This is a genomic window from Comamonas sp. NLF-1-9 (genome assembly GCF_019195435.1).
Taxonomy (GTDB): domain Bacteria; phylum Pseudomonadota; class Gammaproteobacteria; order Burkholderiales; family Burkholderiaceae_C; genus Comamonas_C.
The window spans coordinates 1,307,009-1,333,380 of sequence record NZ_CP078069.1; the positions used below are offsets into that span (position 1 = coordinate 1,307,009).

Genomic DNA, 26,372 nt, shown 5'->3' on the forward strand with positions numbered 1-26,372 from the left:
TGTTTAGCGTCGCCTCAAAAGAAATCGGCCTCAAACGCTTGCCTGGCCTGCGCCAGCAGCTATCAAAACAGTGATTCTCCCAGGCCGGGCAAGGCCGCCAGCAGCTTGCGCACCGGCGCGGGCAGACCCAGGGCCTGCCACTGCTGCGGCGCAAACCAGGCACCGGGCAGTGCCTGCGGCGCGGGCCCGCGCACCAGCACCGGATGCAGGCACAGCTCGCGATGGGTGAGCATATGGGCGAAGGGCGGCCACTCCTGGGCCTGCGCCCCCGGCGCGAGCAGCGCATCGAGCGCCGCGCGGCTGGGCGCCACCGGCGGGCAATGCAAGCCTGCCCAGATGCCATGCTGCGGGCGCGGCGCCAGCCAGCAGCGGCCGGCGGCATCGAGGCACAGCAGCAGCCACCAGTCTTCGCGGCGGCGCTGCACGCGGCGGCTGCGCACCGGGTATTCCTCCTGGCGCCCCTGGCGACGCGCAACGCACAGCTCGGCCAGGGGGCAGCGCGCGCAGTCGGGCTTGCGCGCAGTGCACACGCCGGCGCCCAGATCCATCAAACCCTGGGTGTACAGCGGCATGTTGCGCGCCAGATCGCTGGGTGGCAGCAGCTCCTGCGCCAATGCCCACAGCGCCCGCTCGTTGGCGGCCTGCGAGAGGTCTGCGGCAAAACCCAGCACGCGCGTGAGCACTCGGCGCACGTTGGCGTCCAGAATGGGTGCGCGCTCGCCATGGCAGAAGGCGGCAATCGCGCCGGCAGTGGAGCGGCCTATGCCGGGCAACTGGGCAAGCTGCGCGGCGCTTGCGGGAAACACGCCTCCATGTTCAGCCACCACCCGCTGGGCGCAGCGGTGCAGGTTGCGCGCGCGGCTGTAATAGCCCAAGCCGCTCCACAGGGCCAGCACCTCTTCCTGGCTCGCGCCGGCCAGCGCCTGCACGTCCGGGAAGCGCGCGAGAAAACGCTGGTAGTAGTCGAGCACCGTCGCGACCTGGGTCTGCTGCAGCATGATCTCCGACAGCCACACGCGGTAGGGATCGCGCGTGCCCTGCCAGGGCAGATGCCGGCGCCCGTGCGCCTGCTGCCAGCGCAGCACGCGCTCTGCCAGATCGGCCTTTGGCATCAGCGCGCCTGGCACCGCGGGCAGTAGAAGCTGCTGCGCTGGCCCTGGCGCAGCAGTCTTATCGGCGTGCCGCAGACCGCGCAGGGCAGCCCCGCGCGCCCGTAAACGCTGGCCTGCAACTGGAAATGGCCGCTGTCGCCCTGCACGCCGGAAAAGTCGCGCAGCGTGCTGCCGCCGCTGTCCACGGCGCGCGTCAGCACCTCGCGAATGGCCGCGTGCAGGCGGCGCACGCGCACCGGCCCAAGGCGCGCGGCCGCGGTCGTGGGGCGGATGCGCGCGGCAAACAGGGCTTCGCTTGCATAGATGTTGCCCACGCCCACCACCACCTTGCCGGCGAGCAGCACCTGCTTGATGTTTTGGCGCGTGGCCTTGAGCGCGCTGGCAAAGCGCGCCAGCTCAAAGTCGTCGGACAACGGCTCCATGCCCCGGCCGCCCAGCAGCTTGCGCGCGGCGGGCGCGGCTTCGCTCTGCGCCCAGACCACGGCGCCAAAGCGGCGCGGATCGTGCAGGCGCAGCAGGCCGTGCTCGGTCTGCAGCTCGAAATGGTCGTGCGCGCCCGCAGGCGGCAGTGCAGCGGCAAAGCGCAGGCTGCCGGACATGCCCAGATGCAGCAGCAGCAGGCCTTCGCTCAGGTCCAGCAGCAAGTATTTGCCGCGCCGACGCACGGCCAGCACGCGCTGCCCCACCAAGGCCCCGGGCGCCGTTCCCAGCGGCCAGCGCAAGGGCTTGCCCAGCAGCACCGCGGTGATGCGCGCACCCGCAATCGCGTCGGCAAATCCGCGGCGCGTGACTTCAACTTCTGGCAATTCCGGCATGGTCAGGCAGGCCGCGCGTTTGCGCCGCCCACGGCGTTGCGTCGCGCCACCAGCGGCGCAACCCATCGATTATTATGGTGCGATGCCGCGCACACCCTGCCTCGTGTCGTCCACGCTGCTGAGCAGCTTTTTCGCCCTGGCCGCCATGGCCCAGCCGGCGGCGACCGGCACCCCGAGCCCGGCGGAGATGCGCGGACCCGCCCAGGAAGCTTCCGAAGCGGTGCGCGCCGCCACAACGGCCGAGCTGTTCTATGAGGTCTTGCTGGGCGAACTGAGCACCGAAGCCGGCCAGCCCGGTGAAGGCTACGCGCTGATGCTGGACGCCGCGCGGCGCAGCCAGAGCAGCGAGCTCTACCGGCGCGCCACCGAGATTGCCCTGCAATCGCGCTCGGCGCAGTCGGCGCTGGTAGCGGCGCAGGCCTGGCAGCAAGCCGACCCCGAATCGCGCGACGCCAACCGCTTCGTGCTGCGCATCCTGGTGGCGCTCAACCGCATCGCCGAAAGCCGCCCCGCGCTCGAGCGTGAGCTGGCCCTGGCGGCCCCCCAGCGCCAAGTGGCGGTGATCAACGCCATACCGCTGCTCTACGCCCACGCCAGCGACAAGGCAATGGCCGCGCGCGTGGTCGAAGAAGCCATGAGCGAGCTGCTCAAGCAGCCCGCCACCGCCGCCAACGCCTGGACCAGCATAGGCCGCATGCGCCTGGCCGCCGGCGACCGCATCGGCGCCCTGGTGGCCGCGCGGCTGGCGCACAAGTTCGACGGCGACAACGACGCCCTGGCCGGGCTGGTGCTGCAGTTGCTCGACGAGAAAATGGCCGAGGCCGAGCCGCTGTTGCACCCCTACCTCGATGGCGAACCCCTGCCCGAAATCAGCATGGGCTACGTGCGCTACCTGGCCGAAAGCAACCAGACCAGCGCCGCCCTGGCGCAGATGCAGACCATCACCGCGGAGCAGCCCGACAACATGCAGGCGCTGCTGCTGCAAAGCACCTTGCAACTGCAGGCGCACGAGCTCGACGCGGCCGAGGCCAGCCTGAACCGCTTTGCCGCGCTGCACGAGAAGCAGGCCGCGTCCGAGCGCACCGAGGCGCTGACCCGCCAGATGTACCTGCTGCGCTCGGAAATCGCCCAGCAGCGCGGTGACCTGGAGCAGGCCGAGCACTGGCTCAGCCTGACGGACGACGACGATTCGGGCCTGGCGGTACAGCTGCGCCGGGCGCTGCTGATGGCGCGCCAGGGGCGCCTGGGCGAGGCGCTGGCGCTGCTGCGCAACCTCCCTGCGAGCAACGACGCGGAAGCCGCCGGCAAGCTGCAGGCCGAGGCCATGCTGCTGCGCCAGCTAGGCCGGATCGAGCGCGCCTACGAAGCCCAGGCCAGGGCGGCGGCGCTGCAGCCCGACAACGACGACTACCTCTATGAACAGGCGATGCTCGCCGAGAAGCTCGACCGCCTGCCCGGAATGGAGCGGCTGCTGCGCACCATCTTGCAGCGCAACCCCAAATACCACCATGCGCTCAATGCGCTGGGCTTTTCGCTCGCCGACCGCGGCCTGCGCCTGCAAGAGGCCAAATCGCTGATCGAGCAGGCGCTGGAACTCGCGCCCGGCGACCCCTACATCACCGACAGCCTGGGCTGGGTCGAATACCGGCTGGGCAAGCGCCAGCGCGCGCTGCAGTTGCTGCAGCAGGCCATGCGCGACCAGCCCGACCCCGAGATTGCCGCCCACCTCGGTGAGGTGCTCTGGAAGCTCGGCGACCAGGCGCGCGCGCGCGAAGCCTGGCGCGCGGGCCTGCGCCTCAAGCGCGACAACGACACCCTGCTCAAGACCATGCGGCGCTTCGGGGTGCGCCCTTGAGGCGCACGCCACTGCCCGCCCTGCTCGCGCGGCGCGCTGCCCTGGTCGTGCTCGCCGCGAGCTGGCTGGCCGCCTGCGCACCGCTGCCGCCTGCTTCGCCCGACGCCGCCAAACCCGAGCATTGGCGCGGGCGTCTTGCGCTGCAGGTGCAGGCGCTCGGGCCGGATCAGCCCGCGCAGTCGTTTTCTGCCGCTTTCGAGCTGCAAGGCAGCGCCGAGCAGGGGCAGCTCACGCTCTACAACCCGCTGGGCAATGTGCTTGCGCAGCTGAGCTGGCAGCCCGGGCTTGCGGTGCTGGACGACGGCAAGCGCCAGCAGCGCTCGGCGTCGCTCGCGGCGCTGGCCGAGGCGCTGACCGGCGCCAGCATTCCGGTCGCGGCGCTGTTTGCCTGGCTGCATGGGCGCGAGGCGCAGGCCAGCGGCTGGGAGGCGGACCTTGCGGCGCTCGACTCCGGGCGCATCGTCGCCACGCGGCTGCAGCCGCTGCCCACCGCCGTTCTGCGCGTGGTGCTCGAGCGCTGAGACGCGCCATGCGCTCGCTGCACGACCTTCCGGCACCGGCCAAGCTCAACCTGTTCCTGCATGTACTCGGCCGGCGCAGTGACGGCTACCACCTGCTGCAGTCGGCCTTCATGCTGCTCGACTGGTGCGACCTGCTGCACATCGAGCGCCGCGCCGGGGCAAGCCTGAGCCGGGAAGACCTGGGCGGCAGCGCGCTGCCCGAGGACGACCTGTGCCTGCGCGCCGCACGGGCGCTGCAGCAGGCCAGCGGCTGCAGCGAAGGCGCGCACATCCTGCTGGACAAGCGCCTGCCGACGCAGGCGGGCCTGGGCGGCGGCTCTTCCGATGCGGCCACCACGCTGCTGGCGCTCAACCGGCTGTGGAAGCTGGATCTGCCGCGCAGCGCCCTGGCGCGCATCGCGCTCACGCTGGGCGCGGACGTGCCCTTCTTCATCCTCGGGCGCAACGCCTGGGCCGAAGGCGTGGGCGAAGTGCTCACGCCGCTGCCGCCCCAGGCGGTGCAAGCGGGCACGCGCTTTGTCGTCGTCAAGCCGGCGGCGGGGCTGGAGACGGCGCGCATTTTTTGCGATCCGACGCTGCGCCGCGATACGCAGGCTGCTACAATTGCCGGCTTCGCTTCAGCGCAAGCGCACAGTGCATTCGGGTTTGGCAGAAACGACCTGCAGCCAGTGGCCGAGCGCCTGTGCCCTGAAGTGAGCCAGGCGCTGCGCTGGCTTGCGAGCCGAGGCCTTTCGGGGCGCATGACGGGCTCCGGCAGTGCGGTGTTTGCGGCAATGAAGGACACCATCGATGTTTCGGACGCACCCGCGCATTGGAGCATCAAAGTGTGTCAGAATCTCGGGTTTCATCCACTGGCCGAGTGGGTCCGGGATGAATGATTTGAGGGTTGTACGCCCCGGCGTGCAACCTGTGTAGGGGAGTAGCCAAGCTGGTCAAGGCACCGGATTTTGATTCCGGCATGCGAGGGTTCGAATCCTTCCTCCCCTGCCAAACCCCGCCTCTTGCGCCACCCTCCGTCCGACCGCTGTTCCATGCCGATGCAAGCCCATCACACCGATTTCATGGTTTTCACGGGCAATGCCAACCCGGTACTGGCGACGGAAATAGCGCAAAATCTGGGCATCTCGCTCGGTTCCATCCAGGTCGGGCGTTTTTCCGACGGTGAAGTCACCGTGGAGATCAAGCAGAACGTGCGTGCGCGCGACATCTTCGTCGTGCAATCGACCTGCGCGCCAACCAACGACAACCTGATGGAGCTGCTCATCATGGTCGACGCGCTCAAGCGCGCCTCGGCCGAGCGCATCAGCGCCGTCATCCCCTACTTCGGCTACGCCCGCCAGGACCGCCGCCCGCGCTCCACGCGCGTGCCCATCAGCGCCAAGGTAGTGGCCAACATGCTGCAGGCCGTCGGCGTGAACCGCCTGCTGACCATGGACTTGCATGCCGACCAGATCCAGGGCTTCTTCGACATTCCGGTGGACAACATCTACGCCTCGCCGGTGCTGCTGCGCGACCTCAACGAGAAGAAGCACGACAACCTCATCGTGGTGAGCCCGGACGTCGGCGGCGTGGTGCGCGCGCGCGCGCTCGCCAAGCAGCTCGGCTGCGACCTGGCGATCATCGACAAGCGCCGTCCCAAGGCCAACGTGTCCGAGGTGATGAACGTGATCGGCGACATCGACGGGCGCAACTGCGTGATCATGGACGACATGATCGATACCGCCGGCACCCTGGTGAAGGCGGCCAGCGCGCTCAAGGAGCGCGGCGCCAAGCAGGTCTACGCCTACTGCACGCACCCGATCTTCTCCGGCCCGGCCATCGAGCGTATTGCCCAGGGCGAGGTGCTCGACGAGGTCGTGGTCACCAACACCATTCCGCTGAGCGAAGCCGCTCGCGGATGCCCCAAGATTCGCCAGCTCTCCGTGGCGCCGCTGTTTGCCGAAACCATACAGCGCATCGCCAGCGGGGCGTCGGTGATGAGTCTGTTCTCGGAGTTCAGCTGAACGCCTTCCGATGGCAGCGCAGGCCCCGTCGCATGGTGCACGGGGTCTTTTTTCTCAAACAGGCGGGCAGGCTGGTCGCGGCCGCTCGCACACTGGAGTTCTCACATGAAATTCGTCGCTTTTGAGCGCAACACGCAAGGTACGGGTGCGAGCCGCCGTCTGCGCGTCACGGGCCGTGCGCCCGGCATCGTCTATGGCGCGGGCAGCGAGCCGCAAATGATCGAGCTCGACCACAACGCGCTGTGGCACGCCCTGCAGAAGGAGGCCTTCCACTCCTCCATCCTGGACATGGAACTCGGCGGTCAGACCAGCCGGGTGCTGCTGCGCGACGTGCAATTTCACCCCTACAAGCAGCAGGTGCTGCATGTGGACTTTCAGCGCGTGGACGAGAAGACCCGCATCCACATGAAGGTGCCGCTGCACTTCGAAGGCATAGAGGCTTCGCCCGCAGTCGCCAGCGAAGGCTGCACGGTCACCCCGCTGCTGCACGAGCTGGACGTGATCTGCATGCCCTCGCAACTGCCCGAGCACATCACAGTGGATCTGAGCGCCCTGACCTCCAAGACCATCCCCGGTCTGCAATCGATCAGCCTGCCCGTGGGCGTGAAGGCCGTGGTGCGCGGCTCGAACAAGAACCCGGCGCTGGTTTCGGTCAAGCTGCCCGAGGTGATCGAGGAAGAGCCGGCCGCCGCCGACGCTGCAGCGCCCGCCGCCCCGGCCACGCCCGCAAAGAAGTGATCGCTGCGGCCCGGCGCTGCAATGCACACCAGGACGGCCCGCAGCTTGCGGGCCGTTTTTTCTTGCGCCTCGCACGCGATCCGCATAATCGCCTCCCATGATCAGACTCTTCGTCGGCCTAGGCAATCCCGGGCCCGAATACGAAGCCACGCGCCACAACGTCGGCTTCTGGTTCATCGACCGCCTTGCCCGGCAACTGGGCGCGAGCCTCGTGCCCGAGCGCGCCTGGCACGGCCTGGCGGCACGCACCAGCGTGCAGGGACGCGCCATCTGGCTGCTTGAGCCGCAGACCTTCATGAATGCTTCGGGCAGGTCGGTGGCGGCGCTGGCGCGCTTCTACAAGATTGCGCCGCAGGAGATCCTGGTGGTGCACGATGAGCTGGACTTCTCGCCCGGCCAGATCCGGCTCAAGCACGGCGGCAGCCATGGCGGACACAACGGCTTGCGCGACATCCACGCGCAGCTCGGCGCGAGCGACTACTGGCGTCTGCGCATAGGCATAGGGCATCCGGGTGTCAAGGCAGAAGTCATCCACTGGGTGCTGGGCCGCCCCGCCCCGGGCGACAGGCAATTGATGGAAACCGCCCTGGAGCACGGCCTGCAGAGCGTTGCGCAACTGGTGGCGGGCGAGATGGACAAGGCCACCCAGCGCATCAACACACCGGCGCTGCCATGAGCGCGCTGCACGAGCTGAGCGCGCAGGCCCTGCTTGCCGCCTATCGGCGACGCAGCCTCTCGCCGGTGGAAGTGGCCAGTGCGCTGTTGCAGCACATCGAAGCCTGGGAGCCCCATCTGCACGCCGCCTATCTGCTGCAGCCCGAGCGCACGCTGGAGCAGGCGCGCGCGAGCGAGGCCCGCTGGCTGCGGGGCGCGCCCTGCGGGCCGCTGGATGGCCTGCCCGTGACGCTCAAGGACAACATCGCCACGCGCGGCGACCCCACGCCCCTGGGCACGGCGGCGAGCGAGCTCAGGCCGTCTGCCGTGAATGCGCCCGCCGCCCAGCGCCTGCGCGAAGCAGGCGCGGTGCTGCTGTGCAAGACCACCATGCCCGACTACGGCATGCTGTCTTCGGGCGTATCCAGCTTTCATGCCACGACGCGCAACCCCTGGAACCTGGCCAAGGGGCCGGGCGGCTCCAGCGCCGGCGCGGGCGCGGCGGCCGCCGCGGGCTACGGACCGCTGCATCTGGGCACGGACATTGGCGGCTCGATCCGCCTGCCCGCCGCGTGGTGCGGCGTGTTCGGCTTCAAGCCCAGCCTCGGGCGCGTGCCGATCGATCCGCCGTACGTGGGGCGCTGCGCCGGGCCGATCACGCGCAGCGTCGGCGATGCGGCGCTGGTGATGCCGGTGCTGGCGCGGCCCGACGTGCGCGACAGCATGAGTCTGCCGCCCCAGCCGGTGAACTGGCAGGCGCATGCGCGCGGCGTTGAGCGCCTGCGCGGCCTGCGCCTGGGGCTGCTGCTCGATGCCGGCTGCGGCCTGGCCGTCGACGCGCAGGTGCGCGCCGGCGTCGAAGCGGCCGCGCGGCGGCTTGAGCAGGCGGGCGCCATCATCGTGCCGATGCAGCCCTGGCTCACGCGCGAGATGCTCGACGGCATGGACCACTTCTGGCGCATGCGCTCGCTCATGGACCTGCGCCAGCTCAGCCCGGAGTGCCGCGCCCGCGTGCTGCCCTACATCCGCGATTGGGCCGAGAGCGCGGCCAGCTTCAGCGCCGAACACCTCTACCACGCGAGCCAGCAGTTTCATGCCACGCGCGTAGCCACGGTGCTCGCCTGCTCCCGGGTGGACTACGTGCTCTCGCCCACCGCGCCCATCAAGGCCTTCGCGGCCGAGCTGCCCTCACCCACCAACGACCCGCTGCGCCCGCTGGAGCACATAGCTTTTACCGTGCCCTTCAACATGTCGGAGCAGCCCGCCGCCTCCATTGCCTGCGGGGTGGACGACGCCGGCCTGCCCATGGGCCTGCAGATCGCCGGGCAGCGCTTTGACGACCTGGGCGTGCTGCAACTGGCCCATGCCTTCGAGCAGTTGCGCGCGCCGCTGCCGCCCTGGCCAGAACCGCCGCGCCACTAACCTTGGACGCCGCAAGGGCAGTCTTTACTTTCTCGATAAAACCCTATCCAATCCCGCCACCTTCAGAAAGCCCGGCAGACCATGCCCTTGCATACCGAACCTGCGTCCCATTCCTGGGCGCGGCGCACCACCCAGACCTTTGAAGTGCTCATCGTGGCTTGTCTTGCCATCATGGGCATTCTGGTGTTTGGCAACGTGGTGCTGCGCTACGCCTTCAATTCCGGCATTGCGATATCCGAAGAACTCTCGCGCCTGCTCTTCGTCTGGCTGATCTTCCTCGGGGCGGTGCTGGCTTCGGCCCAGCGCGTACACATCGGCTTCGACACGCTGCAGCGGCGCGTGGGGCCGCGCCTGCGCCGCGCGCTCATCGCCTTCTCGGGTTTGCTGATCCTGACGGGTTGCGCGGTCTTCATCGTCGGCGGCTGGAAGCAGACCGTGATCAACCTGGGCAACAGCTATCCGGTGCTGGGCATCTCCTACGCCTGGCTGTATGGCGTGGGCATCGTCTTCGGCGTGGCGCTGATCGTCCCGGTCAGCTACAACATCGTGCGGGCGCTGCGCGGCGACTTCGACAAGATGACGCACGATCTGGGCGACCGCATCGAGCAGGCCTCCGAGCGCATCGAGGCCGAGATCGACGCCGGCACGGGGCCGCGCCCATGACCGCCGCCGTCTTCCTGATCTCGCTGCTCGGCCTGATCGCGCTGGGGGTGCCGATCGCGTTCGCGCTGATGTTCTCGGGCATCGCGCTGATGCTGCTCACGGGCCAGTTCGACAGCCAGGTGGTGGTGCAAAACGCGATCGCCGGGGCCGACAACTTCGTGCTGATGGCCGTGCCCTTCTTCATCCTGGCGGGCGAGCTGATGAACGCCGGCGGCCTGTCCAAACGCATCGTGGAGATGGCCGGCGCCTTCGTCGGCCATTTGCGCGGCGGGCTGGGCTACGTGGCCATAGGCGCGGGCATCATGCTGGCCAGCCTTTCCGGCTCGGCCGTGGCCGACACCGCGGCGCTTGCGGCCATTCTCGTGCCCATGATGCGCCAGGCTGGCTACAACCCGGCGCGCGCCTGCGGGCTGATGGCCGCCAGCGGCATCATTGCGCCGGTGATACCGCCGTCCATCGGCTTTCTGATCTTCGGCGTCACGGCCAATGTCTCGATCACGCGGCTGTTTCTCGCGGGCATCGTCCCCGGCGTGCTCATGGGCCTGGTGCTGGTGATTGCCTGGTGGTTCGTTGCGCGCAGCCAGAACGCGGCCGTGACGGCGCGCGTACCCTGGGGACGGCGCCTGCGCCTGCTGGGCCAGGGCGGTTGGGCCTTGATGATGCCGGTGATCATCATCGGCGGCCTGCGCTTTGGCATCTTCACGCCGACCGAGTCGGCGGTGGTGGCAGCGGCCTATGCGCTCTTCGTCGGCCTGGTGGTGTACCGCGAGCTCAACTGGCGCAACATCTACGAGGCCTTGCTCTCCACCGCGCGCACCACCTCGGTGGTGCTGCTGCTGGCGGCGCTGGCCATGGTCGCGTCCTACATGATCACCATCACCGACATTTCCGGCCAGGTGGGTGGCTGGCTCGAAGGCCTGGTGCAATCGCCCATGCTGCTGATGGCGGCGATGATGCTGGTGGTCTTCTTTGCCGGCATGGTGCTGGACTTCATCCCCATCGTGCTGATCTTCACGCCGGTGTTCCTGCCCATCGTCAAGGCCGCCGACATCGACCCGGTGTACTTTGGCGTGGTCTTCATCATGAATTGCTCGATCGGCATGATCACCCCGCCGGTGGGCGTGGTGCTCAACGTAGTCAGCTCGGTCGGCAAGGTGACGATGGACGAGGCGGTGCGCGGCATCCTGCCCTTCCTGCTGGCGCTGGCGGTGCTGCTGGTACTGCTTATCCTGTTCCCCGCGTTGGTCACGGTGCCCGCCGAATGGTGGCGCTGAGTGCCCTTTCTTCAACCACCCCACTGGAGATTTCCCATGAAGTTCAAGACCACCCTGCTGCTGGGCCTGCTGGCTGCGGCGTTTTCCGGCTCCACGCTGGCGGCCGTGACCGGCAAGTTTGCCGTCACCCTGCCCGAGAAATCGCACCAGGGCCAGGGCGTGGCCAAGTTCGTCGAACTGGTCAAGGCCAAGAGCGGCGGCGAGATCGACATCAAGCCCTACTATGGCGGCGCGCTGGGCGACGACGTCAAGGTGACCTCGGCGCTGCAGGGCGGCACCATCGAATTCACCGTGCCGCAAACCTCCACGCTGACCGGCATGGTCAAGCCCTATGAGGTGCTGGACTTCCCCTTCCTGTTTGCCACCACCGAGCAGGCCGAGAAGGTGCTCGACGGCCCGATCGGACAAAAGCTCATGGACCTGCTGCCGGCCCATGGCCTGGTAGGTCTGGCCTACTGGGAAAACGGCTTCTTCAACGCCACCAACAGCAAGCACCCGATTGCCAAGGTGGAAGACTTCAAGGGGCTGAAATTCCGCTCCATCCAGGCCAAGATCACCCAGGAGACCATCAAGGCGCTGGGCGCCAACCCGGTGCCGCTGGCTGTGCCCGAGCTCTATACGGCGCTGGAGACCAAGACCATAGACGGCCAGGGCACGCCCAATGCGGTGATCGCCGCGCTCAAGCTCTACGAGGTGCAGAAGTACCTCTCGATCACCCAGCACACCTACGGCGCCTTCATTCCGCTCGCGTCCAAGAAGTTCTGGGACACGCTCAGCCCCGACCAGCAGAAGATCCTCAAGGACTCGGCCGTGGAAGCGCGTGCCTACCAGCGCCAGGTGGCGCGTGAGCAGGCTGCCGGCGCGCAGAAGATGATGGAGGGCAAGGGCATCAAGGTGAACGAGGTGACGGCGGCCGAGCACCAGCGCATGCGCGCCGCGGTGCAGCCGGTGTGGGACATGTTCACCCCCGACGTCGGCGCCGATCTGGTCAAGGAAATCGAAGCCGCGATCAAGTAACAAATCGGGCTCCAGCGCTTACCAGACAAGCGCTGTCAGCTATCAAAAACAAAGCGCTGCAGGACTTTCATCCTGCAGCGCTTTTTCATGGCTCAGGCGCGCCTCATTCCTTCCAGGAATAGACGTAGTCGGGCACCTTGACCGCGTCTACGTCGTCGAGCTCCAGCGGGTAGCGCGAATCGATCATCACCGCCACTTCGTCGGTGTACTTGCGCTCGCCCTGGTTGTTGGCCGCTGCCGCCGCGAAGGCCTTGGGGTGCGGGCCGTGGTGAAAGCCCGAGGGGTGCAGCGTGAACATGCCGGGCTTGATGTTGTCGCGCGAGAAGAAGTTGCCCTGGTGGTAGAAGATGGACTCGTCAAACTCGTCGTTGTTGTGAAAGAACGGCACCTTGAGCGCGCCCGGGTCGCTCTCGATGGGGCGCGGCGCGAAGGTGCAGACGATGATGGTGTTCGAGAGGAAGGTCGCGTGCACCGTCGGCGGCAGGTGGTAGCGGTCCGAGAGCAGTTCGCGGATGTCGCGCCAGTTGAGCTTGACCGGCACGCAGTCGCCGTGCCAGCCCACGGCATCGAGGAAGTTGTACGGGAAGGTGACGGTGGTCACCTGGCCGCGGCGCTTGGCGCGCACGCGGGTCTCGCGCGTGTCGCTGTACTGCGCCTTGAAGGCCTCGTCGATCTTGGGCGTGTCGAGCACCGCCAGGTCGAACTGCGCGTGGTGGCCGAGGATGCCGCGCTCGGGCAGCACGAAGAGGTCTTCGGTCGCTTCGATGGTCAGCACCTCGTTGCGCACCTTGGTTTCCAGCCGCCAGGAGGTGCCGCGCGGGATGTTGATGTAGTCGCCCTCGCGGTAGCTCATGTGGCCGTAGTCGCAGAAGAACTCACCCTCGCCGCGGTGAAAGAACAGGATCATGTCGCCGTCGCCATTGCGCGCCAGATCGGGCATGGAGGCGCCGAACTTCCAGAAATGCACCTCGGTCTGGCCGTTGTGCATGAAGCGGCGCGCCTTCCAGGGGCAGGGGGCGCTGTCTTCAAGCTTGTTCAGGTCCAGCAGCGTGAGCTCCAGTGGACCTTCCCACTTGCTCCAGCCCGTTGGCTTGTGCTTGTGCAGGATGTGGCTGGCGGGGCCGAAAAAGCCGTTGCGCCCGTGCTCGCGCTCGTACAGCCCGTCGGGAATGTCGCAATGGGCTTGGCGGCTGTGCACGCCCTCGCGCAGCGGAAAGGTGATGTACTTCTTCATCAGAGGTCTCCAGGTGATGTTACGATTAATGTAACGACGTTACGATAAAAATAATATCGAGAATCTAGGTCAAGCCGGCGGGCCTGTCAAGCCAGCGCCCCTGGCGCCGTCGTGGTGTCGCCCGTCGCCGTTTGCGCGGCCCGCGACGCCCCTTGCTGCGTGCTGGTGCACACTGGCGGCGCACCCTCTCTTCGACTGCATCCAACCATGGCCCGCTCTTCTTCAAACTCCACGCCGGACACCGCCGCGACCGAAGCGCCGGCCGAGCCCGCACCGGTCGGCATCCAGTCGCTGGAGCTCGGGCTCGAACTCTTCGAGCTGCTGGCGGCGCAAGAGCAGGCGCTGGGCGTGTCGGATCTGGCGCGCCTGGCGGGCATGCACCGGGCCAAGGTCTACCGCTACCTGGTCAGCCTGGTGCGCGCCGGCTGGGTGCGCCAGGATGCGGACAGCAGCCTCTACCAGGTCGGCCCGGCGCTGCGCCGCCTGGCGCTTGCCTGGCTGGCGCGCCAGGATTGGCTGGAGCTCGCGAGCAACGAGGCGCGCGAGCTCGCCCAGACCCAGGGCAACACCTGTCTCGTGGCCGTGCAGACCGAAGCCGGCGTGTGCGCGGTGCGCGTCTACCAGCCGGGTCAGGGGGTTTCGGTGGGCGTGGCGCCAGGCGCCTTGTTCGATCTGCGCACCTCGGCCACGGGCCGGGTGTTCGCAGCCTGGGCAGAGCCGGCGCCGGAGGCGCTGACGCCCGCCCAGCGCGCGCACATTCGCAGCCAGGGCGTGGCCGTGGTCGAGGGCGAGCACGCGCCGGGCATCAACGCGCTGGGCGCGCCGGTGTTCGACGCCCACGGCCATCTGCTGCTGGCGCTCACCCTGGTGGGGCATGGCGCGGCCTTGCAGGCCGATGCCGCGGGCAGCGCGGCGCTGGCGCTGCGCGAGGCCTGTGCGCGCGTGTCGGGCGCGCTGGGCTGGCAGCCGCCGCAGCGCTGAAGCACGGCACAATCGAGCGCACATGGCTTCCGATCTCCTGCTCTGGCTCGCGCTGGGCGCCGCCGCGCTGTTCATCGTCAACGCGCAGCAGCAGCGCGAGCGCGTTTCGCTGCTGGCCAAGGTGTTGCAGCCCTATCAGGTGGAGCGCTTGATGCAGACGCTGATCGAAGGCTATCTGCGCGCCATGGGCGAGCGCGATGGCGCGCGGCGCAGTCAGGTGCTGGCCACGCTGCAAGGCAGTGAGGCGCAGTTGTGCGAGCAGTTGCAGCGCCTGGCCAAGGACGTGCAGCGCATGCCGGCGGCGCAGGCGCGCATCAGCCGCCTGGCCTTCGGTCTGCCTTGGGCCACGCAGTGGCTAGCCGGCCTGAGCTTTGATTTGCGCCGCGCGCTGGCCGTGCACGCGAACGGCATCGCCCGCGCCATGGCCAACGAGGCAGCGCTGTCCGAGCGCAACCGCGCCTACACGGTGACGGCCGAGCTCTTGCTGCTGCAGCACACCTGCCACTGGTATTGCAAGTCGCGCAACGTGGCCTCGGCGCGGCTGCTGGCGCGCCAGCGCACCGCCTGGCCGCAGGTGATTGCCGCGATCAGCGAGCCGACGCGCCGCGCTTATCTGGCGCTGATCACGGGCCAGACGGCCACGGGGCGGTAAGAATCCAGCCCTCCAACGGGTCGAGCTGGGGCGGCAGGCCGTAGAGTGCGCTGCCCTGCGCCCGGGCGCGCTCGGCCCAGGCCGCCTGCACCAGACAGGCCGCTGCATCCAGGTGGTCGCCGCTCGCGTCCTGCAGCAGCAAGGCCTGCTGCGCCGGCAGCAGCCGCAGGCGCAGGCCCAGACGCGTGCGCCCCTGCTGCAGCGCCTGCACGATGCGCGCGCGCACTGCGGCGCGCTCGGGCGTCTGGCGGGCGCGCTCGTCGCTCTTGTAGCTGGCGCGGCCCACCAGTTCACGCACCAGCAGGCCGGGGTAGGCTTCGAGCGCCACGCGGCGCGCATCGCCCGCGCACAGGCCGGGCAGATGCACGCCGGCCTGCAGCAGCAAGGGCATGGCCGCATGCAGCATCAGCGCCACCGGCGGATTGACCCATTTCATCGACGGACTCGAGCCCGCCGGCCCGTCGGTGGCGCGGTGGGCAAACTTGTGGCCCACCGGGCGCGCCGCGCAGTAGGCGGCAAAGCTGGCGCGCACCTCGGCGCGGCTCTGCCCCGCGTAGTGCTCGATGCAGGCACGCCATTGCAGCGGCCAGCCCAGCGCCTGCACCAGGGCGCGCGGCAGGCCAAACGGCAGGTCGAACGCGCCCAGCCAGTTGCGCTCTTGCTGCAGCCAGTGGGAAAAGCCCTCCAGGCTGTCGATGCGCACGAACTCGCTCAGGCGCACCAGCGCGCCGCGGCGCTCGCCCAGCGCCAGCACGATGGGCTTGCGCCGGCTGGGGCTGCTGGTGAAATCCACGCCCAGCAGCAGCATGGTTCAGACCGGTGGGCCGCCGCGCGCGTGGGCTGCGGCGCGCTCAGTCGCGTCCGGGAATGAGGGAGAGGAATTCACGGCGCAGCGTGGCGTCGGTGAGGAAGGCGCCACGCATGACGGAGTTGACCATCTTGCTGTCCATCTCGCGCACGCCGCGCCAGGACATGCAGAAGTGGCTCGCCTCCATCACCACCGCCAGGCCGTCGGGGCGGGTCTTGTCCATGATGAGGTCGGCCAGTTGCACGATGGCCTCTTCCTGGATCTGCGGGCGGCCCATGATCCAGTCGGTCATGCGCGCGTACTTGGACAGGCCGATCACGTTGGTGTGCTCGTTGGGCATCACGCCGACCCAGAGCTTGCCGATGACCGGGCAGAAGTGGTGGCTGCAGGCGCTGCGCACGGTGATCGGGCCGACGATGAGCAACTCGTTCAGGCGCGCGGCGTTGGGGAATTCGGTGACCTCGGGCGCCCGGCCGTAACGGCCGCGAAACACCTCGCTGATGTACATCTTGGCCACGCGCCGCGCGGTGTCCTGGGTGTTGTGGTCGTTGGCCGTGTCTATCACCAGGCTGTCGAGCACGCCCTGCATCTTGGCCTGCACCTCGTCGAGCAGCGCCTCGAGCTCGCCGGGCTCGATGAACTCGGCGATGTTGTCGTTGGCAAAAAAGGGCCGGCCCGCCTGGTTCAGGCGTTCGCGAATCTTGACGGAGACGGGTACGCCCTCGTCGGGCGCGCTGGGCAGAGAATCACTCATGCGCGCATGGTACCAGCGAATCGGTCGGCACAACTTGCAAGCAATTTATGTCTCTGGCGCCCGCCAATACTGCGCAAGCAGCTATTATTTTAGTAGTTTTTGCCGGTGAGCCAGAGCGCCGCGCGCATGAGCAGGTAGGCGATGTGGTCGAGCGCGCGCTCCAGCCGCGGGCGGCTGGCATAAGTCTGCGCCGCCAGTGGCTCGCAGCCGTCGATGGCCTGCATCAGACGCGCACGCAGCAGGCGGGCGAATTCGGCGTCGCGCACCATCACGTTGGCCTCGCGCGCCAGCAGCAGGCTCAGCGGGTCGAGATTGCTCGAACCTACCGTGGCCCAGGGGCGCGCGCCCTCGGCGTCCACTACAGCCACCTTGGCGTGCAGAAAGCTCGGCGCGTATTCGTGGATGTGCACGCCCGCGGCCAGCAGCGCGCCGTAGACCGGCCGCGCCGCGTGGTATTGCATGAAGTATTCGTAGCGGCCCTGCAGCAGCAGGTGTACGCGCACGCCGCGGCGCGCGGCCAGCACCAGCGCGCGGCGCAGCTTCCCCCCCGGGATGAAGTAGGCGTTGGCGATGATGATCTCCTCGCGTGCCTGGGCGATCGCGCGGCGGTAGGACCGCTCGATGCGCGTGCGCAGGCGCAGGTTGTCGCGCAGCAGCAGCGCCGCGCGCACCCCCCGCCCCTGCTGCGGCGTGCGCGCGCGCAGCCGGTGCAGCGTCTGCGCGGCGCGCCAGTCCTGCAGCGCATGCGCCAGCTGGCGCCGGCGCACCTCGTGCACGGCCTGCATGCGCAGCCACAGCAAGTCCATCACCGCGCAGGCATAGGCCACCATGCTGCCTTGCACCTGCACCGCAAAATCCAGGCGCGGCGCCTCCAGCCGGCCGCGGTAGGGGTCTTCAAAATCGTCCAGCACGTTGATGCCGCCGCAAAACAGCACGCGCGCATCGACCACGCAGAGCTTGCGGTGCAGGCGCCGCCAGCGGCTGGGCAGCAGCAGGCCCAGCGGCCCGAGCGGCGAATACACGCGCAGCTGCACGCCGGCCTGCACCAGGCGCGTGCCCCAGGGCTCGGCGATGAGCCCGGTGCCCACGCCGTCCACCACCATGCGCACCCGCACCCCGCGGCGTGCGGCGCGCTCGAGCGCGGCGGCCACGCTGGCGCCCTCGCCTGCGGTGCAGAAGATGTAGGTCTCGAACTGCACGTCGCGCTGAGCGCCGTCGAGCTCGGCAATGAGCGCGGGGAAGAATTCCTGCGAGCCCTGCAGCAGCTTGATGCGATGGTCCGACCCGGCAAAGGCTGGCAGCGGCATGGCGTGCGGCTCAGAGCCTGAACTCCGCGATCAGCGGCAAATGGTCGGACATGCGCCACCAGATGCGCCCGCGCGGCACGGTCAGCGACAGCGGCACCAGGCCGCGTGCATAGACATGGTCCAGGCGCGCCACCGGCAGGCGCGAGGGGTAGGTAAACACCGGCGAGCCGCCGCCATGCTCCAGCAGGCCGAAGCCGGCGAGCATCTGCGAGAGCTGGTTGCCCCAGTCGTTGAAGTCGCCGGCCACCACCAGCGGGGCGTCTTCGGGTACCTCGCGGCGGATGTAGCGCTGCAACTGCGCGACCTGCCGGATGCGGCTGCCCGGCACCAGCCCCAGGTGCACCACGATGGTGTGCACCACCGTGCCCTGCACCTGCACGCAGGCGTGCAGCAGGCCGCGCTGCTCGAAGCGGTGGTCGGACATGTCTTCATGGCGGCTCTCGAGCACCGGCCAGCGCGTGAGCAGCGCGTTGCCATGCTCACCATGGCGGGTGTAGGCATTGGTGTGGTAGACCGCCTCATAGCCTTCGGGCGCGAGGTATTGCGCCTGCGGCACCAGCGGCCAGCGGTCGAAGTAGGCCGCCTCGCGCCGGTTGCTGCTGCGCACCTCCTGCAGGCAGACGATGTCGGCGTCGAGCTGCTCTATCGCCAGACCCAGGTTGTGGATTTCCAGGCGCCGCGCCGGCCCCAGGCCTTGCACGCCCTTGTGGATGTTGTAGGTGGCCACGCGCAGGATGCCGCCGGGCAGCTGCGGCAGTTGCGAGGCGGCGAAGTCGGGCTCGGAGACGGATGGTTCGCTCATGCGGGAGAAAGAAAGTGCGGCAACCAGAGAATAGCCTCAGCGTTGGACGGCGAGTAACAGCGGTCGGCCGCCTCGCGCCAGGGCAGCCAGGCGCAGGCGGTGTGCTCGCGCGGGTTCAGGCGCACCGGCGCGGGCGCCGGCAGGCACAGGCCAAGCACGTGCTCGGTGTTGGTCATCACGCCGGGAGCGTAGCGGTGGCGCCATTGCGGGTACAGGCTGTAGACGTTCTCCAGCCCCCAGTCCGTCAGGCGGCAGCCCGGGGCGGCGCCGTCCAGGCCGGTTTCCTCGCGCACTTCGCGCAGCGCCGTCTCGCGCCAGCTCTCGCCCGCGCTCTGTTTGCTGCCGGTGACCGATTGCCAGAAGTCCTCGGCACTGTCGGCGCGGCGCAGCACCAGCACGTGCAGTGCGGCAGTGTGGATCACGACGAGGACCGATTCGGGAATCTTGTACATGGCGGCAACGAGGCGGCGAAGGGGTAGCGAGGCCCCAGCCAGGAGGCGGGCGGCCCGCCCCATGGCAGAGCCCCGTTATATTCCAGCGTTCAACCACCCAGCCCGCCACCATGGAAATTGCCCTGATCTACGCCCGCGCCGCCAACGGCGTGATCGGCAGGGACGGCGCCATGCCCTGGCACCTGCCCGAAGACCTGGCGCACTTCAAGACGCTCACCCGGGGAGGGCCGGTCATCATGGGGCGCAAGACCTGGGATTCGCTGCCCGAACGCTTTCGCCCCCTGCCCGGCCGGCTCAACATCGTCGTCACGCGGCAGCGCGATTGGCATGAAATCGGGGCAAAAACCGCTCCTGGCCTGCGCGAAGCGCTGCATATTGCGAAGCAGTCGGGCGCGGCCACCGCCTGGGTCATTGGCGGCGCGCAGATCTTTGCCACCGCCCTGCCCCTGGCCACGCGCGCGGAAGTGACGGAAATCGGCCAGGATTTTGCCGGCGACACTTTCGCTCCGGACCTGGGGCCAGAGTGGGCGCTGGCGGCGCACAGCGACCACGTGAGCGCCCAAGGCTTGCCCCTGCGCTTTGCGCGTTACGAGCGGCGCGGCTAAGGTCGCGGTATTTGGGCACCCCACATGCGAGAGTTTCACGACACCCAGGGCCAGCGCTGGCAGGCCGCACCCATGTATGCCTCTTACGGGCAGATGCTGCTGGTCTTCAGCCGCATGGACGGCCACGACATCCTGCAAAAGCAGATGTTCGCCGACACCCTGCCCCAGGCCGAGGACGAGCTGGCGCAGCTTGACGAGGCCGCGCTGCGCCAGTGGCTGGCCGAGGCTCAGCCTTGGGACTTCAACGCCAAAAAATTCTGAGCGCTCAGCAGCGCATCGCGTTGGTCGCCGAGTTGCGGATGCTCTCGAGCAGGTCTTCGTCCAGCCCCACGTTGTTGTGCTCGAGCACGCGCTCGGCGCGGTAGCTTGAACGCACGAAGGGCCCGGCCACCACTTCGAGGAAGCCCTTGGACAGGCCCATATCGCGGTAGCGCGCGAACTGCTCGGGCGAGACGTAGCGCGCCACCGGCAGGTGGTGCTGCGTCGGGCGCATGTACTGGCCCATGGTGACGATGTCCACGTTGGCCGCGCGGATGTCGTCCAGCGCCTCTTCGATCTCGGCGTCCGTCTCGCCCAGGCCCAGCATCAGGCTGGTCTTGGTGACGGTCTGGGGCGCATAGGCCTTGGCGAACCTGAGCACGTCCAGCGTCTGCTCATAGCCCGCGCGCGGGTCGCGCACCGGATGGGTCAGGCGGCGCACGGTTTCCAGGTTCTGCGCATAAGTGGCAAGGCCGGCGTCCACGACCTTGGCGACGAGCTCATGACGGCCCTGGAAGTCGGGCGTGAGCGCCTCCACCGCAGTGTCGGGCATGCGCTTGTGGATCTCGCGGATGCAGGCAGCGTAGTGGCCCGCGCCCAGGTCTTTGAGATCGTCGCGATCGACCGAGGTCAGCACGACGTACTTCAAATCCATCAGCGCCACCGCGTCGGCCACGTTCACCGGCTCCAACGGGTCAAGCCAGCCGTTGGGGTTGCCGGTGCTGACCGAGCAGAACTTGCAGGCGCGCGTGCACACCGAGCCCATCAGCATCAGCGTGGCCGTGCCCCGGCCCCAGCATTCGGCGATGTTGGGGCACTTGGATTCGGCGCACACCGTGGAGAGCTTGTGCGAATCCACGATCTCCTTGATCTGCTGGTACTTGGCGCCGTTGGGCAGCTTCACGCGCAGCCAGTCGGGCTTGCGCTCGGCGTTGGGGATGGCCGTGAGCCTGCTCGGCTTGATGCCGTCCTTGATGGCGCGCGTGCCCTGGCGGCTGGTGAACTTGGTGCCCGGAGCCGGGCGCGGAGACTCTTGCATGCGTGAACCCTGGTGAGGCGCGCACGGCGGCGTGCGGTGCGGCAATTCTATCGGCGCGCCCCAATCCACTGGTGGCGGCAGGCCCATGCGGCGCGCCCGCCTGCGCCCCCTCGTTCAGTCGCGCGCCGGCGGGTGGGCCAGGTCCGCGTTGACCTCGCTGGCCGGGCGCGCCAGTTGCAGCGTCACGGCGCTGCACAGCATGAACATGCACCAGAAGATCAGGAAGCTGAGCGAATACACCGTGCTGCGCGACCACTGCATCTGCCGGCCCAGCAGGCTCAGCGTCTCGGGGTCGAGCACGGCAAACACCATCATCTCCAGCATGCCCGCTACCACGAAGGCCGGCCAGGCTATCAGGCTCCATCGACTCGCACGCATCGCCTCCTCCTTGGGTGTTCTAGTTCTGCGGCGCTCTGCTGCGCCCCATCGCCTGGCCATTGCGCATGCTGGTGCGGTTGCGCGCCTGCAGGGCCGGCTCCAGCGCCGCATTGTCAGCGGCCTGCGCGCCGGTCGTGGCAGCGGCCGGCTCGGGCGGCGCCTGCATGGCCAGATAAACGGTGAACAGGCCGCCCGCAAGCGCCGCCAGCGTGATCGCGACGATCAACCAGACATGGCCAAACTTCCACCAGGGCGCTGCCGCGCCGGACGTCTGGGGAGCACCGCCGACTGCCATGGCTTCAGCGCGGCACCATGAAGGCCGACTTTTCGCGCACGCTGCCCACGCCGGGTGCGCTCACCACGAAGCTGATCGCGTGCGAGCCGGGCGCCGCGCTGCCGTGCGGCAGGCGCAACTGCACCGGGATGGAGGCCGATTGCTCTGCCGCGATCGTCACCGAGCTCTGGCTCGCCTCGGCCATGGCAAGTCCTGGCAGGCCTTCGGCGCGCACTTCAAAGCGCTGTTCGTGCTCGGTGGCGTTCATGACGTGGATGCGGTAGATGTTCTCGATCTGCCCGCCCTTGACCAGGCGCGCGAGCGTCGCCCGGTCGCGGATGATGTCCACCTTGAACGGCGTGCGCAGCCACAGGCTCGCGGCCAGCGCCAGCACCGCGAGCGTGAGCACCGCGGCATAAAAGAGCACGCGCGGGCGCAGCACGCGGCGCAGGATCTCGCGCCTGCCCCAGTCGTTTTCCAGCGCCGCTTCGGTCGAATAGCGGATCAGGCCGCGCGGGTAGCCCATGCTGTCCATCACGCTGTCGCAGGCGTCGATGCAGGCCGCGCAGCTGATGCATTCGTATTGCAGCCCATCGCGGATGTCTATCCCCGTGGGGCAGACCTGCACGCACAGGGTGCAGTCGGTGCAGTCGCCCAGCCTCTGCTCCCGTGGATCGACCTTGCGCGAGCGCTTGCCGCGCGGCTCGCCGCGCTTTTTCACGTAGGTGACGACGAGCGTGTCGCGGTCGAACATCGCGCCCTGAAAGCGCGCGTAGGGGCACATGTATTTGCAGACCTGCTCGCGCATGAAGCCGGCATTGCCCCAGGTGGCAAAACCGTAGAACAGGATCCAGAACGCCGCCCACGGGCCCAGCGTCAGGCCGGCCACGCTCGCGCCCAGCTCGCGGATCGGCGTGAAGTAGCCAACGAAGGTGAAACCCGTCCACAGCGCAATCGCCAGCCACACCAGGTGCTTGCCCGCCTTGCGCCGGAACTTGGACCAGGACAGGGGCGCGGCGTCCAGGCGCATGCGCTGCACGCGATTGCCTTCGAAGCGCTCTTCCACCCAGAGGAAGATCTCGGTGTAGACCGTCTGCGGGCAGGTGTAGCCGCACCACTGGCGGCCGGCGACGGTGGTGAACAGAAAGAGCAGCAGCGCGCTGATGATGAGCAGCGCCGTCAGGTAGAACACGTCCTGCGGATAGAGCACCAGCCCGAAGAGGTAGAAGCGCCGCGCCTCGATGTCGAACAGCATGGCCTGGCGCCCGCCCCACTGCAGCCAGGGCATGCCGTAGTAGAAGAGCTGCGTGGCGAAGACGAAGAACCAGCGCCAGCGGGTATAGATGCCGCTGGCGCTGCGCGGATAGACCTTGCGCGCGCCGCCGCGCGCAAGGCTCGCTCCCGGTGCGCTGCTCATCGCGCCCGCCCCGGCGCCCGGCGCGCCACGGCCAGCATGCCTGGGGCGACTGCAGGCCGCACCCTCATTGCTGCGGCGCGACGCCGCCGCCCAGGCCCCAGACATAGGCCGCGAGCACGCGCAACTGCTCGGGCGAGAAGCGCTCCTTCCAGGCCGGCATCTCGGCGCTCTTGCCCTCGTTGATCATCTGCACCACATGCGCCTCGGTGTCGGGGCCGTGGGTGAAGATGCCCTTGCTCAGGTCGGGCGCGCCCAGCGCCGCGTTGCCCGTGCCGCTCTCGCCATGGCAGGCGGCGCAGACCTGCAGGAACTTTTCCTTGCCGGCGGCGGCCAGGGCGCTGTCGTGCGCACCGCCCGAGAGGCCAAGCACGTAGTTGGCCACCGCACGCACTTCTTGCGCCGAGCCCACGGCCTCGGCCATGGGCGGCATCATGCCCACGCGGCCATCGGCAATCGTCTCCAGGATGGCTTCGGGCGTGCCGCCCCAGTTCCAGTGGCCATCCGCCAGATTGGGAAAGCCCTTGCTGCCGCGCGCGTCGCTGCCGTGGCACTGCGCGCAGTTGTTCATGAACAGCCGGTCTCCAATGGCGCGCGCCTCGGTGTTGGCCGCAAGCTCTGGCACGCTCTGGCCGGCAAAGGCTGCGTAGATGGGCGCAATGCGCGCTTCATGCGCCTGCTGCTCGCGCGCATGCTGGTCCTGCTGGCTCCAGCCCAGCGTGCCCTTGAAGCTGCCCAGGCCCGGATACAAGGCCAGATAGAGCAGGCCAAAGAGGCAACTGATGCCGAACATGAACACCCACCAGCGCGGCAGCGGATGGTTCTGCTCGGTGAGGTTGCCGTCCCAGACGTGGCCGGTGGAGTCGCTGGGCTTGGCCTCGGTGTTCATGCGGTGGGTCCACCACAACAAGGCCACACAGGCGAACACGCCCACGAGCGTGATGCCGGCCACGTACCAGGACCAGAAACTGCTGGTGAAATCGCTCATGCCCCATGCTCCCCGAGCGCGCGCGCCTGATCGGCGTGCGCCTGTTCATCGCCCAGCGGCAAGCGCGCCGCCTCCTCAAAACCCTGGCGGTTCCTGCCCGACCAGGCCCAGCCCGCGATCACCACGAAGGCCAGCAATGCCAGCACGGTGTAGAGGCTGCGCAAGATGTTGATGTCCATGGTCTGCGCCCTTTCGATCACTTGCGGTGGGTGCCGAGCACCTGCAGGTAGGCAATCAAGGCCTGCAGCTCGCTCTTGCCTTCGACCTCGGCCGGCGCCTGCGCGATTTCTTCGTCGGTATACGGCGCGCCCAGCGTGCGCAGCCCGCGCATGTGCGCCTGCACGCTCTTGCTGTCGGCCGGGGTTTTCTCCAGCCAGGGATAGGCCGGCATGTTGGACTCCGGCACCACGGCGCGCGGATTGATCAGATGCACCGCATGCCAGTCGTCGCTGTAGCGGCCGCCCACGCGCGCCAGGTCTGGCCCGGTGCGCTTGCTGCCCCACAGGTGCGGGTGGTCGTAGACGAACTCGCCCGCAGTGGATACCGGCCCGTAGCGCAGCGACTCGTGCAGCAGCGAGCGGATCATCTGCGAATGGCAGTTGTTGCAGCCTTCGCGCACGTAGATGTCGCGCCCCACGACCTGCACCGCGGTATAGGGTTTGAGGCCATCGACCGGCTCGGTCGTGGACTTCTGGAAGAACAGCGGAACGATCTCCACAAGGCCGCCGATGGCCACCACCAGCAGCACCAGCACGATCATCAGGAAATTGTTGGTTTCGATGCGGGCGTGGCCGCGGATCTCTTCTTGAGCCATGTCGTCGTATTCCTTGTTTCTCGAGCGGCTCAGGCGCCGGCTGCCGCCGCCGCGACCGGCGCGACGGGCACCGCCGCCGCACGCCCGGCGCCCATGGTCTTGAACATGTTCCAGAGCATGACGACCATGCCCCCGAGGTAGAGCACGCCGCCCAGCAGGCGCACCACGTAGAAGGGGTAGGTCGCCTTCACCCCTTCGACGAAGGCGTAGGTGAGCGTGCCGTCGTCATTGATCGCGCGCCACATCAGGCCTTGCATCACGCCGGCGATCCACATGGCGGCGATGTAGAGCACGATGCCGAGCGTCGCCATCCAGAAGTGCAGCTCGATGGCGCGGATGGAATACATGCTGGTGCGCCCGTACAGCCGCGGAATCATCCAGTAGAGCGAACCCATGGTGATGAAGCCCACCCAGCCCAGCGCCCCGGCGTGCACGTGGCCCACGGTCCAGTCGGTGTAATGGCTGAGCGCGTTCATGGTCTTGATCGAGAGCAGCGAGCCCTCGAAGGTCGCCATGCCGTAGAACGAGAGCGACACCACCAGAAAGCGGATGATCGGGTCGTCGCGCAGCTTGTGCCAGGCACCCGAGAGCGTCATGATGCCGTTGATCATTCCGCCCCAGCTCGGCGCGAGCAAGATGATGGAAAACACCATGCCCACCGACTGCACCCAGTCGGGCAGCGCGGTGTAGTGCAGATGGTGCGGGCCCGCCCACATGTAGGTGAAGATCAGCGCCCAGAAATGCACGATAGACAGGCGATAGCTGTAGATCGGGCGCCCCGCGGCTTTGGGGATGAAGTAGTACATCATCCCGAGGAAACCGGCGGTGAGCAGAAAGCCCACCGCGTTGTGCCCATACCACCACTGCACCATCGCGTCCTGCACGCCGGCATAGGCCGAATAGGACTTGAACCAGCCCACCGGCAGAGCCGCGCTGTTGCCGACGTGCAGCAGCGCGATCGCGATGATGAAGGCGCCATAGAACCAGTTGGCCACATAGATGTGGCTCATTGCGCGCCGACCGATGGTGCCGAAGAAGGCCACGGCGTAGGCCACCCAGACCACGGTGATCAGGATGTCGATGGGCCACTCGAGCTCGGCGTACTCCTTGGACGTCGTGAGGCCCAGAGGCAGGGTGATCACCGCGCTCACCATGGCCAGTTGCCAGCCCCAGAAAATGAAGTTGGCCAGGCCCTCGCCGCCGAACAGACGCGCCTGGGAGGTGCGCTGCACCACGTACAACGAGGTGCCTATCAGCCCGGTGCCGCCGAAGGCAAAGATCACGCCGTTGGTGTGCAGCGGGCGCAGCCGGCCGTAGCTCAGCCAGGGGATGCCGAAATTGAGTTCGGGCCAGGCCAGCTGCGCGGCGGCAACCACGCCGACCAGCATCCCGACCACGCCCCAGACGACCGTCATGATGGCGAATTGCCGCACCACCTTGTCGTTGTAATTCACCATCGAACGCTCTCCGTGTGGAACCAGGACAAGGGCCGAAGGCGCCTTTTCGTTCAGCCTGGTCTAAGGGTTTTCGCTAATGCC

The 26,372-nt window shown here is 68.1% G+C and carries 30 protein-coding genes and 1 tRNA gene; 15 read left to right on the top strand and 16 right to left on the bottom strand.

Going from position 1 to position 26,372, the window contains the following annotated elements:
* Positions 1-62: 62 nt before the first annotated feature.
* Together mutY and mutM are read right to left on the bottom strand one after the other, a co-directional pair.
* Entirely contained in the window at positions 63-1,112 is a 1,050-nt protein-coding gene (gene mutY, locus KUD94_RS06350; RefSeq protein ID WP_218238938.1) for an A/G-specific adenine glycosylase, read from the bottom strand.
* A complete protein-coding gene (mutM, locus tag KUD94_RS06355) occupies positions 1,112-1,927 on the bottom strand; it encodes a bifunctional DNA-formamidopyrimidine glycosylase/DNA-(apurinic or apyrimidinic site) lyase (protein ID WP_218238939.1) in 816 nt (271 codons plus the stop codon). Before mutM ends, mutY begins: the two co-directional genes overlap by 1 nt.
* A 103-nt stretch (positions 1,928-2,030) precedes the next feature.
* On the opposite strand from mutM, the gene KUD94_RS06360 reads away from it, so the two are divergent.
* The 11 genes from KUD94_RS06360 to KUD94_RS06410 all read left to right on the top strand — a co-directional run bounded on the left by KUD94_RS06360 (position 2,031) and on the right by KUD94_RS06410 (position 12,074).
* A complete protein-coding gene (locus KUD94_RS06360) occupies positions 2,031-3,782 on the top strand; it encodes a tetratricopeptide repeat protein (protein WP_255569136.1) in 1,752 nt (583 codons plus the stop codon).
* Positions 3,779-4,303 (top strand): lipoprotein insertase outer membrane protein LolB, encoded by a 525-nt coding sequence (locus tag KUD94_RS06365; protein WP_255569137.1) that lies wholly within the window; start codon positions 3,779-3,781, stop codon positions 4,301-4,303. Before KUD94_RS06360 ends, KUD94_RS06365 begins: the two co-directional genes overlap by 4 nt.
* Before the next feature lie 8 nt (positions 4,304-4,311).
* Positions 4,312-5,181, top strand: a complete 870-nt coding sequence (gene ispE / locus KUD94_RS06370; RefSeq protein WP_218238944.1) for a 4-(cytidine 5'-diphospho)-2-C-methyl-D-erythritol kinase — start codon at positions 4,312-4,314, stop codon at positions 5,179-5,181.
* A 35-nt stretch (positions 5,182-5,216) separates the two neighbouring features.
* A tRNA-Gln gene (locus KUD94_RS06375) sits at positions 5,217-5,293 on the top strand.
* A 47-nt stretch (positions 5,294-5,340) separates the two neighbouring features.
* Positions 5,341-6,306, top strand: a complete 966-nt coding sequence (locus KUD94_RS06380; RefSeq protein ID WP_218239209.1) for a ribose-phosphate pyrophosphokinase — start codon at positions 5,341-5,343, stop codon at positions 6,304-6,306.
* A 105-nt stretch (positions 6,307-6,411) separates the two neighbouring features.
* Positions 6,412-7,044, top strand: a complete 633-nt coding sequence (locus KUD94_RS06385; protein ID WP_218238945.1) for a 50S ribosomal protein L25/general stress protein Ctc — start codon at positions 6,412-6,414, stop codon at positions 7,042-7,044.
* Positions 7,045-7,141: 97 nt separating this feature from the next.
* Positions 7,142-7,720: an aminoacyl-tRNA hydrolase gene (pth, locus tag KUD94_RS06390; protein WP_218238947.1), complete on the top strand. Its 579-nt coding sequence runs from the start codon at positions 7,142-7,144 to the stop codon at positions 7,718-7,720.
* Positions 7,717-9,120: an amidase gene (locus KUD94_RS06395; protein ID WP_218238948.1), complete on the top strand. Its 1,404-nt coding sequence runs from the start codon at positions 7,717-7,719 to the stop codon at positions 9,118-9,120. The genes pth and KUD94_RS06395 overlap by 4 nt, the downstream gene beginning before the upstream one ends.
* A gap of 81 nt (positions 9,121-9,201) precedes the next feature.
* A complete protein-coding gene (locus KUD94_RS06400; RefSeq protein WP_218238950.1) occupies positions 9,202-9,783 on the top strand; it encodes a TRAP transporter small permease in 582 nt (193 codons plus the stop codon).
* A complete protein-coding gene (locus KUD94_RS06405) occupies positions 9,780-11,057 on the top strand; it encodes a TRAP transporter large permease (RefSeq protein WP_218238951.1) in 1,278 nt (425 codons plus the stop codon). Before KUD94_RS06400 ends, KUD94_RS06405 begins: the two co-directional genes overlap by 4 nt.
* 36 nt (positions 11,058-11,093) lie before the next feature.
* A complete protein-coding gene (locus KUD94_RS06410; protein WP_218238952.1) occupies positions 11,094-12,074 on the top strand; it encodes a TRAP transporter substrate-binding protein in 981 nt (326 codons plus the stop codon).
* A gap of 103 nt (positions 12,075-12,177) precedes the next feature.
* On the opposite strand, the gene KUD94_RS06415 is transcribed toward KUD94_RS06410, so the two are convergent.
* Positions 12,178-13,308, bottom strand: coding sequence for a homogentisate 1,2-dioxygenase (locus KUD94_RS06415; RefSeq protein ID WP_218238953.1), 1,131 nt, complete (start codon positions 13,306-13,308; stop codon positions 12,178-12,180).
* Between the two features lie 207 nt (positions 13,309-13,515).
* Here KUD94_RS06415 and KUD94_RS14835 point away from each other — a divergent pair, with 207 nt between their 5' ends.
* Together KUD94_RS14835 and KUD94_RS06425 are read left to right on the top strand one after the other, a co-directional pair.
* Positions 13,516-14,289 carry an IclR family transcriptional regulator gene (locus tag KUD94_RS14835; RefSeq protein WP_218238954.1) on the top strand — a complete coding sequence of 258 codons (774 nt, stop codon included), beginning with the start codon at positions 13,516-13,518 and terminating at the stop codon, positions 14,287-14,289.
* A 22-nt stretch (positions 14,290-14,311) separates the two neighbouring features.
* Positions 14,312-14,941: a hypothetical protein gene (locus KUD94_RS06425; RefSeq protein WP_218238955.1), complete on the top strand. Its 630-nt coding sequence runs from the start codon at positions 14,312-14,314 to the stop codon at positions 14,939-14,941.
* Here the strand turns inward: KUD94_RS06425 and KUD94_RS06430 are convergent.
* The 5 genes from KUD94_RS06430 to nudB form a co-directional block, all read right to left on the bottom strand.
* The gene (locus KUD94_RS06430; RefSeq protein ID WP_218238956.1) at positions 14,913-15,749 is read right to left on the bottom strand and encodes a DUF429 domain-containing protein; all 837 of its coding nucleotides are present in this window, start codon (positions 15,747-15,749) and stop codon (positions 14,913-14,915) included. The two genes, KUD94_RS06425 and KUD94_RS06430, sit on opposite strands and share 29 nt — an antisense overlap.
* Before the next feature lie 43 nt (positions 15,750-15,792).
* Positions 15,793-16,503 carry a GTP cyclohydrolase I gene (folE, locus tag KUD94_RS06435; RefSeq protein ID WP_218238957.1) on the bottom strand — a complete coding sequence of 237 codons (711 nt, stop codon included), beginning with the start codon at positions 16,501-16,503 and terminating at the stop codon, positions 15,793-15,795.
* Positions 16,504-16,592: 89 nt separating this feature from the next.
* Positions 16,593-17,810, bottom strand: coding sequence for a cardiolipin synthase ClsB (clsB, locus tag KUD94_RS06440; protein WP_218238958.1), 1,218 nt, complete (start codon positions 17,808-17,810; stop codon positions 16,593-16,595).
* 10 nt (positions 17,811-17,820) lie between these two features.
* Positions 17,821-18,612: an endonuclease/exonuclease/phosphatase family protein gene (locus KUD94_RS06445; RefSeq protein ID WP_218238959.1), complete on the bottom strand. Its 792-nt coding sequence runs from the start codon at positions 18,610-18,612 to the stop codon at positions 17,821-17,823.
* On the bottom strand, positions 18,609-19,064 hold the full coding sequence (nudB, locus tag KUD94_RS06450; RefSeq protein ID WP_218238960.1) for a dihydroneopterin triphosphate diphosphatase: 456 nt from the start codon (positions 19,062-19,064) through the stop codon (positions 18,609-18,611). The genes KUD94_RS06445 and nudB overlap by 4 nt, the downstream gene beginning before the upstream one ends.
* Before the next feature lie 110 nt (positions 19,065-19,174).
* Between nudB and KUD94_RS06455 the strand changes: the two genes are divergently transcribed.
* Positions 19,175-19,669, top strand: a complete 495-nt coding sequence (locus tag KUD94_RS06455; RefSeq protein ID WP_218238961.1) for a dihydrofolate reductase — start codon at positions 19,175-19,177, stop codon at positions 19,667-19,669.
* 24 nt (positions 19,670-19,693) lie between these two features.
* Positions 19,694-19,930: a hypothetical protein gene (locus tag KUD94_RS06460; protein ID WP_218238962.1), complete on the top strand. Its 237-nt coding sequence runs from the start codon at positions 19,694-19,696 to the stop codon at positions 19,928-19,930.
* Between the two features lie 4 nt (positions 19,931-19,934).
* Here the strand turns inward: KUD94_RS06460 and lipA are convergent, their stop codons facing one another.
* From lipA to ccoN, 8 genes are all read right to left on the bottom strand, one after another.
* Entirely contained in the window at positions 19,935-20,966 is a 1,032-nt protein-coding gene (gene lipA / locus KUD94_RS06465) for a lipoyl synthase (protein ID WP_218238964.1), read from the bottom strand.
* Positions 20,967-21,080: 114 nt separating this feature from the next.
* On the bottom strand, positions 21,081-21,344 hold the full coding sequence (locus tag KUD94_RS06470) for a hypothetical protein (RefSeq protein WP_218238966.1): 264 nt from the start codon (positions 21,342-21,344) through the stop codon (positions 21,081-21,083).
* Between the two features lie 19 nt (positions 21,345-21,363).
* Positions 21,364-21,639, bottom strand: coding sequence for a nitrogen fixation protein FixH (locus tag KUD94_RS06475; RefSeq protein WP_218238968.1), 276 nt, complete (start codon positions 21,637-21,639; stop codon positions 21,364-21,366).
* A gap of 4 nt (positions 21,640-21,643) precedes the next feature.
* Positions 21,644-23,035, bottom strand: a complete 1,392-nt coding sequence (gene ccoG, locus KUD94_RS06480; RefSeq protein WP_218238970.1) for a cytochrome c oxidase accessory protein CcoG — start codon at positions 23,033-23,035, stop codon at positions 21,644-21,646.
* 64 nt (positions 23,036-23,099) lie between these two features.
* Positions 23,100-24,020, bottom strand: coding sequence for a cytochrome-c oxidase, cbb3-type subunit III (ccoP, locus tag KUD94_RS06485; protein WP_218238971.1), 921 nt, complete (start codon positions 24,018-24,020; stop codon positions 23,100-23,102).
* Positions 24,017-24,199 (bottom strand): CcoQ/FixQ family Cbb3-type cytochrome c oxidase assembly chaperone, encoded by a 183-nt coding sequence (locus KUD94_RS06490; RefSeq protein WP_218238972.1) that lies wholly within the window; start codon positions 24,197-24,199, stop codon positions 24,017-24,019. Before KUD94_RS06490 ends, ccoP begins: the two co-directional genes overlap by 4 nt.
* A 17-nt stretch (positions 24,200-24,216) precedes the next feature.
* The gene (gene ccoO, locus KUD94_RS06495) at positions 24,217-24,834 is read right to left on the bottom strand and encodes a cytochrome-c oxidase, cbb3-type subunit II (RefSeq protein ID WP_218238973.1); all 618 of its coding nucleotides are present in this window, start codon (positions 24,832-24,834) and stop codon (positions 24,217-24,219) included.
* A 29-nt stretch (positions 24,835-24,863) separates the two neighbouring features.
* Entirely contained in the window at positions 24,864-26,291 is a 1,428-nt protein-coding gene (ccoN, locus tag KUD94_RS06500) for a cytochrome-c oxidase, cbb3-type subunit I (RefSeq protein ID WP_218238974.1), read from the bottom strand.
* Positions 26,292-26,372 lie beyond the last annotated feature (81 nt).